Raw genomic sequence first — 12,618 nt, 5'->3', positions numbered from 1 at the left:
AACCAAAGGGTTAAACGACTGGAACCTGAATTATTATATCGATCAGGTGTTGGATTTTAATCTGGGCGGTTTATTTATCTGGAAGTATGAAGAGTTAACCAGTGAGCATCTCAATCTTATTAAAAAACGGCTTTGGAAATAATATCCATAATGTTCTTATAAAAGATTACATTACGGGGATTATTTGAAGCAGTAAACATCGGTGGCCGGATAACGGTCACCGTAGTTGGGCGATTATTATTCGCTGTAGGTAGCCGGTATTATGCAGGAGAGTCAATCAGTGATTTCTTACCCGTTTAAACAGCCTGCTCACTAACATGGTGCTATAAGAGAGTAACGTCCGTCGGCGCTTTTCTGTTACACTCTGCCGCAATTCCCCCTCCGGTTTTAGAGAGTAATTTGTGAGCGCTTTTTCAACCCTGACTTCCCTGCCAGCCAGCCAGATCGCCAATCTGAACGAGCTGGGCTATCATACCATGACGCCTGTTCAGGCCGCGTCGCTTCCGGCGATCCTGGACGGTCGCGACGTCCGTGCGCAGGCGAAAACGGGCAGCGGTAAAACGGCTGCTTTCGGCCTTGGCGTAATGCAGCGTATTGACGCCACGCAGTTTGTTACCCAGTCACTGGTACTTTGCCCAACGCGCGAGCTGGCCGATCAGGTCACTAAAGAGCTGCGGCGCCTGGCGCGCTTTACCGCCAATATTAAAATCCTGACCCTGTGTGGTGGCCAGCCTATGGGCGCCCAGCGCGATTCGCTGGTACACGCGCCGCATATCGTTGTCGGCACCCCGGGCCGTATTCTTGACCATCTGAAACGTGAAACGTTGCAGCTCGGCCAGCTGAGCACGCTGGTGCTGGATGAAGCAGACCGCATGTTAGAGATGGGTTTCCGCGATGATATCGATGCCATTATCAGCTATACGCCACCAGCACGTCAGACGCTGCTTTTTTCGGCGACCTGGCCGCAGGATATCGCCAAAATCAGTCAACGTGTTCAGCGCGATCCGCTCAGTGTGGAAACGGATGTGGTCAGCGATTTGCCTGCGGTTGAGCAAACTTTCTATGAAGCCGGCACGCGCGAAAAACTGCCTGCATTAATCGGTCTGCTAAGCGACAAGCAGCCTGCTTCGTGCGTGGTATTTTGCAATACCCGGCGCGAATGCGACGATATTGCTGCTGCGCTGGAAGGGCAACAAATTAGCGCGCTGGCGCTGCATGGCGATCTTGAACAGCGCGATCGGGACCAGGTACTGATCCGTTTCGCTAACGGCAGCTGTCGCGTGCTGGTGGCAACGGACGTCGCCGCCCGAGGACTGGATATTAAAGCACTGGCGATGGTGGTGAACTATCAACTGTCTTACGATCCGGAAGTGCATGTACACCGCATTGGCCGTACGGCCCGTGCAGGTGCGGAAGGTGTGGCAATCAGCCTGGTTGCACCAGACGAGATGATCCGTGCCCATGCGTTGGAAGACTTTTTGCAGCAGAAGCTGAACTGGCGAAATGTTTCAGAGTTGAAAAGCGTGGCACCGCGGCCGCTGCCGGCGGAAATGGCAACCCTCAGTCTGGACGGCGGCCGTAAGGCAAAAATTCGTCCTGGCGATATTCTGGGGGCATTGACCGGTGAGGCGGGATTGAGCGGCGACGCTATCGGCAAAATTGATATCGGCCCGACGCAGGCTTATGTCGCCATTCGTCAGCACAGCGCACGTCAGGTAATGAAGCAGCTGCAGCAGGTGAAAATCAAAGGGAAAACCTGTCGTGCCCGCCTGCTGAAATAGCAGGGCGGGCAGTCTCGCGAACACCCTGCCATAACAGGGTGTTATGGCTTCAGAATTTCATCACTTCCGGTGGCTGAGCCAGCAGTGGTTCGGCATCGGCCATCAGGGTTTTAAAGTGGGTCTGATTGCCATGCGTGTCTACGGCCTGAGCATCCTGCCAGGTTTCGTGAAAAAGAAACACGTTACCGTCTTCTACGCTGCGGTACAGGTCGTAATGAAGACAGCCTTCTTCCGCACGCGCCGGCTTAACGCCTGCATTAAGCACTTTTTTCAGTTCGTCTGCTTTACCTGCACGGGCGGTGAATTTCGCTACGATACGCACATGTTTGTCGCTCATTGTATTCTCCTTAGATAAAACCGGGTGTAAGGCCGTTTTCGTTCAACAGGTTTCACTGTCGAAGAGAAAATCCTATCATGCCATAAATTGCTTAGTCCTTCAGGCCGTTACGCTATTTATTCAGCGGTGCTTATGACTGAACGCACATAATGCCAACAGCAAAAAAGGCGGGCAGGTGACAACGTCACGTTATTATAACCCTGTCAGCAGGCATTGCCGACTTATAAGTGACGTTGTCACTTGCGAGGGCTGCATAAGTAAAATAAGAAAGTCGGCTATTGCCATTCATTAATTTTAATTTCGTAAATATTCGTGACTCCACTCGACCCTGACAAAATACTGACATATGCTGACCCACGCCCAAATCCCTCTTCCCGGAGTTTTTTCATGAAAGCAGCGATATTTCTGCTTGCTGGTTGCGTCCTGCTTACCGGCTGTAGCCACGATAATGAACCGCCGCAGCAGGCTACCAGTGCCCATGTACCGACTAAAGTGGTGATGTCGGATCTGGCTGCCAGCGCCTGTTCAAACGCCGGAGGCACGCTGGCGCTTTCACGCCAGCTGGATGGTAGCGCCGTAGGAATGTGCCAGCTGGCTAACGGTCGTCGCTGCGGGGAGAATGCGTTAGCCAACGGCAGCTGTATTCGCTAAAAGGCTGTCACCCTGTCAGGTTGTTATCGCAAGGGTCGCCTTTTTCCAACTGTTGTAGATTCTGCAGCGTGGTTTCAGCAATACTGGTCAGCGCCTCTGCCGTCAGGAAAGCCTGGTGGCCGGTAAAAAGCACGTTATGACAGGCGGACAGGCGACGGAAAATATCATCCTGAATGACGTCGTTGGATTTATCCTCAAAAAAGAGATCGCGCTCGTTTTCATACACGTCCATGCCCAACGAGCCGATTTTCTGCATTTTTAGCGCGTCAATCGCAGCCTGTGAATCGATCAGGCCGCCCCGGCTGGTATTAATAATCATCACGCCGTCCTTCATCTGCTGGAAAGCCGCCATATTCAACAGGTGATTGTTCTCGGGCGTTAACGGACAGTGCAGTGAAATGACATCCGACTCCCTGAACAGCGTTTTGATATCAACATAACTGGCGCCCAGTTCCAGCGCCTGCGGGTTAGGATAAGGATCGAAGGCCAGGAGTCGCATCCCGAACCCTTTCAGAATACGCAGCGTGGCGATGCCGATTTTGCCCGTGCCGATGATACCGGCGGTACGACCGTGCATGTTAAAGCCGATCAGCCCCTCCAGGGAAAAGTTTGCGTCGCGGGTGCGCTGATAGGCGCGGTGAATACGGCGGTTCAGCGTCATCATCATGCCAACCGTGTGTTCTGCCACGGCTTCAGGCGAGTAGGCCGGCACGCGGACCACTTTTAACCCTAACGCTTTCGCCGCATCCAGATCGACATTATTGAACCCGGCGCAGCGCAGCGCGATATATTTAATACCCAGCGCCGCCAGCTCTTCCAGCACCTCGCGGCCCCCATCGTCGTTAACGAAAATGCAGACGCCGTCACAGCCTGCCGCCGTCTTCGCGGTGCGCGGTGAGAGCAAAAAATCAAAATATTCCAGCTCAAATCCATAGCTTTCGTTAACCTGATCAAGGTATTTCCGGTCGTACTGTTTGGTACTGTATACCGCAAGTTTCATGGCTGTTCTCCTGTATCCTTCAGATAGCGTTGCCTTAACAATACTTCGCATCGGGCCGCGAGTCAGCCAATGCCGGGCAATATTTGTTGGGTCGGGTAATAATTACCGCCTAAAATCTTCTCGCGGCGCGCAGGACGTGCCATGATTTACGCCTTAACGTAAGGAATGGATGACGTATGACCCGGGGCTGGAAGCTTTTTATTATCGCCATTGCGGCCGCTGCGGTCTTAGCCGGAACCGTCCTGATCACGCTAAGCTGGTGGCTGCCGAGGCTGGCGGGATTCTGGCTACCCGCCGCCACGACGGTCAGGCTGGATGGCAATCCTCGCTGGCGTTCAGGGGCCGTGTGGATACCCGGTATCCGTTACCGCACTGGGGACTGCGAGCTGGCCCGGGCGAGCGGCGTGACGCTGGGACGGCGGCAGGGTCGCTGGTTGCTGGGTGCGTCCCGGTTGGAAGTAAACAGCGTTTGTTTCAGCCAGCTGTCAGAAAGCCGCGACCAGCCTACCGCGCCGCGTTCGCTGGCGGAGTGGCAGTCAATGCTGCCAAAGGCAGATGTCATTCTTTCGCGCGTCAGCGTGCTTCCCTGGCAGAACTGGGCCGGCTCGTTAAGGCTCAGTCTCGATCCGCACCAGCAACGTCTCAGCTGGCAGGGCGAAAACCTTTCTTTAAGGGCTTTGTTAACAGGTCAGCAAATGGATGTACAGTCGCTGACGCTTGACGTACCCGGTATGACCGGGCCTGTTAGCGTAACAGGTTTGCTGACGCTGCCAACCATTCCTGACCATCTGCCGGACAGTGGCGAACTGGCGGCCACGCTGGAAACGGCAAGCGTTCCGCAGCCGCTGCGGGCCAGTCTTAACTGGCAGCAGAACAGCGGCACGCTGACCCTCAGGACGCCGGACGAGCAAGAGCCGCTACTGATGCTGCCCTGGCAGGTTTCCGCCCAGCAAATTGCGGTCAGCCAGGGGCATTGGCGCTGGCCCTGGGCCGCACAGCCGGTATCGGGCGGCATAGCCATGACGTTTAATCACTGGCAGCACGGCCTGTCAGAGATGGAGATGACGGGGCGCCTTAACGTTCTGACCCAGGGGCGCGGCGGCAAAGGCAACGTTGTGCTGTCGGTGGGGCCTGGTCGTCTTGACTGGACGCAGAGCCAGCTGCCGTTTCGCCTGACGGGCGAAAGCAAGCTGGCACAGCTGCTTTTTTTCGCGAGTATTCCCGGCACGTTACAAGGCCCGCTGCTTGATCCCGTATTGCATCTTCACCCCGGTGCGCTGCTGAGAATGCGCGGGCGCCTGCTCTCCACGCTGAAAGTAGATGAAGCACGCTGGCCGCTTTCCGGCGTGACGGTATCTTCCGCAGGCATCGACGGAAGGCTGCAGGCTATTCTTACCGCGCACGATGCCCAGCTGGGGCGGTTTCGTCTTCATCTGGACGGTCGTGCCACGGCATTCTGGCCGGATAAAGGCCGTTGGCTCTGGGGCTATTGGGGCGATGGATTCATGGCACCCCTGGCCGCGAAATGGGATGTGAAAGGACGGGGAAACTGGCAAGACCGGCAAATTGAACTCAACTCTTTATCCACCGGATTCGATCGAATCCGTTACGGCGGGGTAACCATGATCGCGCCGAGGTTAACGCTGGCGGAGCCGGTTCGCTGGCGGCGCGATGAGACAGACCCTGCTTTTAGCGGACGTTTTCGGCTCAACGCACAGCACACTCGCTTCGCCAGCGGTGGCTATCTGCCACCTGCAGCGCTATTACTCGGCATCAAAGGTAGCGATCCCACGCATTTTCTCTATAAGGGAAGCCTGACGGCCGACCCGGTAGGGCCGGTACGCGTGCAGGGACGGTGGGACGGCGAGCGGCTGCGCGGCCAGGCCTGGTGGCCACAGCAGTCGCTAAAGGTTTTCCAGTCGCTGTTAAGCGATGAGCTAAAAATGACTATTCGTGACGGCACGCTGAAAGCTCAGGTGGCTTTTTCAGCCGCTGCGGATCAGGGCTTTACCGCTGGCGGCCATTGGGTGGTCAGCGACGGCAGCGTGCGTACGCCGGATAACGAGTTTACGGGCGTCGATTTTTCTTTACCCTTCAGGCTGCAGACGGGCCAGTGGTACTTTGGCGCGAAGGGGCCGGTTTCGCTGCGCATTAAAAAGATCGACAATCAGTTTGCGCTGCAAAATATCCGCGCCGATCTTCAGGGATGGTACCCCTGGAGCGAAGCCCGGCCGCTGCGTTTAAGCAACGTCGGGGTGGACGTGTTGGGCGGCGGACTAAGTTTGCTAAGTCTTCAGCTACCGCAAACCGAGGCGGCCACGCTGCGGCTGAACCATATCAGCATGAGCGAGCTGGTCACGGCTATCCAGCCGAAAAAAATCGCCATGTCCGGCCACGTTAATGGCGCGCTTCCGCTGTGGCTGGACAACGGTGCCTGGCTGGTAAAAAAGGGCTGGATAACCAACAGCGGCCCGCTGACGCTGCGGCTGGATAAAGAGTTTGCCGACGCCCTGGCGGCCGGTAATATTGCGGCAGGCGCGGCAACAGACTGGCTGCGTTACATGGAAATTTCTCGTAGCCAGGCCACGCTGGATATTGATAATAAAGGCAACATGCACCTGGCCGCACAGGTTAACGGCACCAGCCGCTTCAGCAATAAAAATCAGCATGTCTCGCTGCACTACACGCAGCAGGAGAATATTTTTCAGCTCTGGCGCAGCCTGCGTTTTGGTGACAATTTGCAATCCTGGACAGAGCAGCACGCCGCGCTGCCAGCACAAGGAAAAACGGAATGAAAACAGTTTTGCCGCTCTTAGCCAGTATGCTGCTCAGCGGCTGCGTCCCGCGTATTGAGGTCGCTGCGCCAAAAGAGCCGATCACTATCAATATGAATGTAAAAATTGAGCATGAAATTGTGATTAAGGCCGATAAAAACGTCCAGACGCTGCTGAAAAACGGCGAGGATGCGCCGCTGAGGCAATAAAAAAGCAGCCGGATGGCTGCTTTTTCAGAGGCAAGGGGCGTGCAGAATCAGGCGTTAACCAGCTGGTTCAGCGTGGCTTTAGCCTCTTCGCTGGCTTTGGTTGCTGCTTCCGGGCCGTAAGCCATGCCTTCCGCATAAACGAACTGCACGTCGTTCAGACCCAGGAAGCCCAGGAACAGCTTCAGGTAAGGAGTCTGCAGGTCGGCCGGCGTATCTTTATGGATGCCGCCACGGCTGGTGATCACAATCACTTTTTTCCCGACGATCAGACCTTCCGGACCTTTCTCGGTGTAGCGGAAAGTCACCCCAGCACGGGCAATCAGGTCAAAGTAATTTTTTAATTGCGTCGGGATATTGAAATTGTACATTGGCGCCGTCATCACCACGGTGTCCACCGACTGAATTTCAGCAATCAGCTCGTCGGAAAGCGCCAGCGCTTCCTGTTGGCGTGGCGACAGAGCAGCGTCGGAAGGGCGCAGCGCGCCGACCAGTTCGCCGTCCAGTACCGGAATCGGATTAGCAGCCAGATCGCGGATCACGATCTCGTCGCCGCTGTGCGCCGCTTTCCACTCTTCAACAAAGTGATCGGCCAGCTGGTTGGACTGTGAGTAGCCTGCGAGAATGCTCGATTTCAGTACTAAAACTTTGCTCATAGTGAATTTCCTGTGTTATGCGGAGAAGCGTTCGCTCAATGACTTACACTCTATGGGCAAAACCGCTTCAGGGATAGTGCAATATTCTGAAGCCCGTGTTCGAATTTACTGAACAAGGTTATTGTGCTACGGCCTAAGCTAAGTGATTGTCTGTGCTACACTACGCAAAATTTTTCACCCATACTTTATTGTTTGCCAGTCTGCTGGCGATTAGCGAGCTTTTTTATGTCTGATACTCCCCGTTCGCCTTTGACGACGCTGGCGTCGCGCCTGGACGCGCTGATGCTCAGAGATCGTCAGCGGCTGCAAAAGCGCCTGCATGGCGCAAAAAAAGTCAAGAATCCCGCGGCTCAACAGGCGATAGCCGACGAGTTGAGCGGCGAAATTGCCACAGCGGAACAGCGTGTGGCGCTGCGTAAAGCCGCCACGCCGACAATTCGTTATCCGGAAAATTTGCCTGTCAGTCAGAAAAAACAGGAAATTGCGGAAGCCATTCGCGATCATCAGGTCGTGATTGTGGCGGGCGAGACCGGCTCGGGAAAAACCACCCAGTTGCCGAAAATCTGCATGGAGCTGGGCCGGGGCATCACGGGGCTGATTGGTCATACCCAGCCGCGTCGCCTGGCCGCAAGAACCGTGGCTGACCGCATCGCAGCCGAGCTGGAAACGACGCTCGGTGGCTGTGTGGGCTACAAGGTGCGCTTCAACGACCAGGTTAGTGAAACCACACAGGTCAAGCTGATGACCGACGGCATCCTGCTGGCGGAAATTCAGCAGGATCGCCTGTTGATGCAGTACGATACGATCATTATTGATGAGGCGCATGAGCGCAGCCTGAACATCGATTTTCTGCTGGGTTACCTGCGCGAGCTGCTGCCGCGCCGCCCCGATTTAAAAATTATCATCACCTCGGCCACCATCGATCCCCAGCGTTTCTCCCGGCATTTTCATCATGCGCCGGTCATTGAAGTTTCGGGCCGCACTTATCCGGTAGAGGTACGCTATCGGCCGATAGTGGAAGAGGCAGAGGATACCGAGCGCGATCAGTTACAGGCAATTTTTGACGCGGTAGACGAGCTGGGCCAGGAAAGCCGGGGCGATATCCTGATCTTTATGAGCGGCGAGAGAGAGATCCGCGATACTGCGGATGCGCTGAACCGGCGCGATCTGCCGCATACGGAGATCCTGCCGCTCTATGCGCGTCTCTCCAATGCTGAGCAAAACCGGGTCTTCCAGTCACACAGCGGCAGACGTATCGTCCTTGCTACCAACGTGGCGGAAACGTCGCTGACCGTGCCCGGCATCAAATACGTTATCGATCCCGGTACGGCGCGTATCAGCCGCTACAGTTTCCGCACCAAGGTGCAACGCCTGCCGATTGAGCCCATTTCTCAGGCATCGGCCAATCAGCGTAAAGGGCGATGCGGCCGTGTTTCCGAGGGCATCTGTATTCGCCTTTATTCGGAAGAGGATTTTTTAAGCCGACCGGCCTTTACCGATCCGGAAATCCTGCGTACCAATCTGGCCTCGGTTATTCTGCAAATGACCGCGCTGGGCCTGGGCGATATTGGCGCGTTTCCCTTTGTGGAGGCGCCGGACAAACGTAATATCCAGGATGGTGTGAAGCTGTTGGAAGAGCTGGGCGCGATCACGCTGGATGAGCAGCACTATAAGCTGACGCCTTCCGGCCGCTCGCTGGCACAGCTGCCGGTCGATCCGCGGCTGGCAAAAATGGTGTTGGAGGCGCAAAAATACGCCTGTACGCGTGAAGTAATGATTATCACTTCCGCGCTCTCTATCCAGGATCCGCGCGAGCGGCCGGTAGAGAAACAGCAGGCTTCCGACGAGAAACATCGCCGTTTTGCCGATAAAGAATCGGATTTCCTCTCTTTCGTCAATCTGTGGAACTATCTTCAGGAGCAGCAGAAAGCGCTGTCGTCCAGCCAGTTCCGGCGTTTGTGCAAAACGGATTATCTGAACTATCTGCGCGTGCGCGAATGGCAGGATATCTATACTCAGCTGCGGCAGGTCGTGCGCGAGCTGGGTATTCCGCTGAACAGCGAACCGGCGGACTTCAGGGGCGTGCATACCGCCTTGCTGACCGGTCTGCTTTCCCATATTGGTCAGAAAGACGTTGAGAAACAGGAATATTCCGGCGCGCGTAACGCCCGCTTTTCGATTTTTCCCGGCTCTGGCCTGTTTAAGAAGCCACCGAAGTGGACGATGGTGGCTGAACTGGTAGAGACCAGCCGTCTTTGGGGACGCATTGCCGCCCGTATCGATCCCGAGTGGATAGAGCCGCTGGCGCAGCACCTGATTAAACGCAGCTACAGCGAACCGCACTGGGAGAAAGGTCAGGGCGCCGTCATGGCCAGTGAAAAAGTCACGCTTTATGGCTTGCCTATTGTAGCGGCGCGGAAGGTCAACTATGGGCAGATCGATCCCGTGCTGTCGCGCGAGCTGTTTATCCGGCACGCGCTGGTAGAAGGTGACTGGCAAACGCGTCACGCCCTTTTCCGCGCCAACCTTAAGCTGCGTGAAGAGGTTGAAGAGCTGGAGCATAAATCGCGCCGCCGCGACATCCTGGTCGATGATGAGACGCTGTTCACCTTCTACGACCAGCGTATTCCGCACGACGTCATTTCCGCCAGACATTTTGACAGCTGGTGGAAAAAGGCCAGCCGTGAACAGCCCGAGCAGCTTAACTTTGCTAAAGAGATGCTGATCCGCGAAGGCGCGGAGAGTATCAGCAAGCTGGATTACCCTAACTTTTGGCAGCAGGGCAATCTGAAGCTGAAGCTAAGCTACCAGTTTGAGCCGGGAACCGATGCGGATGGCGTGACGGTACATATTCCGCTGCCGCTGCTGAATCAGGTAGATGAGAAAGGATTCGAGTGGCAGATTCCTGGCGTTCGTCGCGAGCTGGTTATCGCGCTGATTAAATCGCTGCCGAAGCCGTTACGCCGTAACTTTGTGCCAGCACCCAACTATGCCGACGCTTTTCTGGCTCGCGCCACGCCTCTGGAGCTGCCATTGGTGGACGCGCTGGAGCGCGAATTCCGTCGGATGAGCGGCGTGACAATTGAGCGTGAAGCCTGGCAATGGGATCAGGTACCCGATCATCTGAAAATGACTTTCCGCGTGGTGGACGAACATAACCGTAAGCTGGCGGAAGGCCGCGATCTCGGCGCCCTTAAAGAGCAGCTGAAAGCGAAAGTACAGGAAACGCTCTCGCTGGTAGCAGATGACGGTCTGGAGCAAAGCGGCCTGCACATCTGGAGCTTTGGCGACCTGCCCGATCATTTTGAGCAGAAGCGCGGCAGCTATAGCGTCAAGGCCTGGCCTGCGCTGGTGGATGAAAAAGAGAGCGTGGCGATCCGGCTGTTTGATTCCGAGCACGAGCAGAAAAAAGCGATGTGGCGCGGTCAGCGCAGGCTGCTGCTGCTGAATATTCCCTCGCCGATTAAATACCTGCATGAAAAGCTGCCTAACAAAGCCAAGCTGGGGCTCTATTTTAATCCTTACGGCAAGGTGCTGGATCTGATCGACGACTGTATCGCCTGCGGCGTGGACAAGCTGATTGCCGACTACGGCGGGCCAACCTGGCAGGAAGAGGGCTTCCGCCAGCTGCATGAGAAAGTGCGGGCGGAACTGAACGATACCGTGGTGGAGATCGCCAAAAAGGTCGAGCAGATCCTGACGGCGGTGTTCGCTATTAACAAGCGGCTGAAAGGGCGTGTGGACATGACGATGGCGCTGGCGCTGTCCGATATTAAAGCGCAGATGAACGGCCTGGTTTACCGCGGTTTCGTCACCGGTAACGGCTGGAACAAGCTGGCCGATACGCTTCGTTACCTGCAGGCTATCGAGCGCCGACTGGAAAAACTGCCGGTCGATCCGCACAGCGACAGGGCCAGGATGGTCAAGGTTGAGAAAGCCCAGCAGGCCTGGCAAAGCTGGTTTAACAAGCTGCCGCCGGTGCGTCGTGATGATGAGGATGTAAAAGAGATCCGCTGGATGATTGAAGAGCTGCGCGTCAGCTATTTCGCTCAGCAACTGGGCACGCCTTATCCGGTTTCGGAAAAACGTATTCAGCAGGCGATGGATGAAATAGCGCTCTGAAGATAAGCCGTCCGTTGGTATGAAAGGCTGGCGGACGCTTTTCACCGGAAACGCCGGGACAGGGCGACCGCTTCAGAAACTAACGTGCTACAGTCGGTAGTTAGTTTTGACCGGGAAGCCAGAGTTATCCGCGCAAAAGCGTTCAGGTTATCGCGCAGCCCGTGCGGGCGTTTATTTTGCCGGTTTAGCTCAGGGCATGCAGCATGCGAGCCTGCCAGCGGTAAAAGATCTGCCGGACGGTTATTTGTAGAGTGTTTAGAAAGGGATTTTCAGGCCGGGGGTAATTTACTGCTGCGTTTGTTGCCAGCTTATAAATAGCCGGGGCGAGATATTTGATCTTCTTTTAACGGCAAGTAAAGCCGGTTATTCAGGCAACCGCGTGGCCCCACTTTTAAAACGGTCTGGATACCGCAAAACGGCGGTACCCAGTGCCCTTTATTCTTTCGCCAGCGCGTCTAAATTATCGTGAAAGGCGGTGACGGCGATGGCGCGGTTATCCGCTTCGTAACGATCTTTTGCCGCCGGGGCGGAACTCTGTACGGCAATCAGCTGCCAGCCGCTGTCGCTTTTCAGCAGAAGCGGCGAACCGCTATCGCCAGGCAGGGTATCGCACTGATGTGACAGCACGTTTTTTTGCGCCCAGCCGGTAATTAAACAGCTGCTGTGTGAATAAAGCGTATCAAGATGATCTTCCGGATAGCCTGCCTGCGTAACCCGACGCTGTTGCGTTTTTAGCGCGGCGCTCAGATCGCTGCGGCTACCGTCAAACAGCGGTACGGGGGTGATGCCGGAAGGAGGATTATGTAACACCACCAGTCCGTAATCGTAAGGCGCGGCCGAAGAAGGAACGATCCAGCCGTCGCCGTCGGCCTTCAGCTTCCTGCCTAAAGCGGGATCGACGCGGGTCTCCACATCGTGAATTTCATAACGCCAGCTGCCGTCATGCCCTATAAAACGCAGCGCGATAACCTTATCGATTTTACCCGGCGGGGCAAGCAGACAGTGCCCGGCAGTCAGGGCTAAATGCGGAGAAATCAGCGTGGCGCTACACAGGTTACCGCTGGCGGTTTCCAGTTGGCCGATGGCTTCCC

9 protein-coding genes are annotated in these 12,618 nt (G+C 55.8%); 5 read left to right on the top strand and 4 right to left on the bottom strand.

Features of this window, described 5'->3' with window-relative positions:
- Positions 1-401: 401 nt before the first annotated feature.
- Positions 402-1,781, top strand: coding sequence for an ATP-dependent RNA helicase DbpA (dbpA, locus tag RTK32_RS06870; RefSeq protein ID WP_312042730.1), 1,380 nt, complete (start codon positions 402-404; stop codon positions 1,779-1,781).
- Positions 1,782-1,830: 49 nt separating this feature from the next.
- Here the strand turns inward: dbpA and RTK32_RS06865 are convergent, their stop codons facing one another.
- Entirely contained in the window at positions 1,831-2,118 is a 288-nt protein-coding gene (locus tag RTK32_RS06865) for a putative quinol monooxygenase (protein WP_312042729.1), read from the bottom strand.
- Positions 2,119-2,505: 387 nt separating this feature from the next.
- Here RTK32_RS06865 and RTK32_RS06860 point away from each other — a divergent pair, with 387 nt between their 5' ends.
- Positions 2,506-2,769, top strand: a complete 264-nt coding sequence (locus RTK32_RS06860; protein WP_312042728.1) for a DUF333 domain-containing protein — start codon at positions 2,506-2,508, stop codon at positions 2,767-2,769.
- 7 nt (positions 2,770-2,776) lie between these two features.
- Here RTK32_RS06860 and RTK32_RS06855 read toward each other — a convergent pair whose 3' ends face one another.
- A complete protein-coding gene (locus RTK32_RS06855; RefSeq protein ID WP_312042727.1) occupies positions 2,777-3,769 on the bottom strand; it encodes a 2-hydroxyacid dehydrogenase in 993 nt (330 codons plus the stop codon).
- Between the two features lie 176 nt (positions 3,770-3,945).
- On the opposite strand from RTK32_RS06855, the gene RTK32_RS06850 reads away from it, so the two are divergent.
- Positions 3,946-6,564, top strand: coding sequence for a YdbH family protein (locus RTK32_RS06850; protein ID WP_312042726.1), 2,619 nt, complete (start codon positions 3,946-3,948; stop codon positions 6,562-6,564).
- Positions 6,561-6,752 carry a YnbE family lipoprotein gene (locus RTK32_RS06845; protein ID WP_312042725.1) on the top strand — a complete coding sequence of 64 codons (192 nt, stop codon included), beginning with the start codon at positions 6,561-6,563 and terminating at the stop codon, positions 6,750-6,752. The genes RTK32_RS06850 and RTK32_RS06845 overlap by 4 nt, the downstream gene beginning before the upstream one ends.
- Positions 6,753-6,799: 47 nt before the next feature.
- Here RTK32_RS06845 and RTK32_RS06840 read toward each other — a convergent pair whose 3' ends face one another.
- On the bottom strand, positions 6,800-7,405 hold the full coding sequence (locus RTK32_RS06840; RefSeq protein ID WP_312042724.1) for an FMN-dependent NADH-azoreductase: 606 nt from the start codon (positions 7,403-7,405) through the stop codon (positions 6,800-6,802).
- Positions 7,406-7,630: 225 nt separating this feature from the next.
- Between RTK32_RS06840 and hrpA the strand changes: the two genes are divergently transcribed.
- Positions 7,631-11,527, top strand: a complete 3,897-nt coding sequence (gene hrpA, locus RTK32_RS06835) for an ATP-dependent RNA helicase HrpA (protein ID WP_312042723.1) — start codon at positions 7,631-7,633, stop codon at positions 11,525-11,527.
- 435 nt (positions 11,528-11,962) lie between these two features.
- On the opposite strand, the gene RTK32_RS06830 is transcribed toward hrpA, so the two are convergent.
- Positions 11,963-12,618, bottom strand: a 656-nt coding sequence (locus tag RTK32_RS06830) for a serine protease (protein ID WP_312042722.1), incomplete at its 5' end; no start/stop codon positions are given.

Origin of the sequence: Erwinia sp., from assembly GCF_031978025.1 — a bacterium.
Taxonomy (GTDB): Bacteria; Pseudomonadota; Gammaproteobacteria; order Enterobacterales; family Enterobacteriaceae; genus Erwinia.
Note: the sequence above shows the minus strand (reverse complement) of the source record. Positions and strands in the feature narration are given on the sequence as shown.

Coding starts and splice junctions, on each gene's coding strand:
- RTK32_RS06865 (WP_312042729.1), bottom strand. CDS start 2,118: ATGAGCGACAAACATGTGCGTATCGTAGCGAAATTCACCGCCCGTGCA.
- RTK32_RS06845 (WP_312042725.1), top strand. CDS start 6,561: ATGAAAACAGTTTTGCCGCTCTTAGCCAGTATGCTGCTCAGCGGCTGC.
- RTK32_RS06855 (WP_312042727.1), bottom strand. CDS start 3,769: ATGAAACTTGCGGTATACAGTACCAAACAGTACGACCGGAAATACCTT.
- hrpA (WP_312042723.1), top strand. CDS start 7,631: ATGTCTGATACTCCCCGTTCGCCTTTGACGACGCTGGCGTCGCGCCTG.
- RTK32_RS06850 (WP_312042726.1), top strand. CDS start 3,946: ATGACCCGGGGCTGGAAGCTTTTTATTATCGCCATTGCGGCCGCTGCG.
- RTK32_RS06860 (WP_312042728.1), top strand. CDS start 2,506: ATGAAAGCAGCGATATTTCTGCTTGCTGGTTGCGTCCTGCTTACCGGC.
- RTK32_RS06840 (WP_312042724.1), bottom strand. CDS start 7,405: ATGAGCAAAGTTTTAGTACTGAAATCGAGCATTCTCGCAGGCTACTCA.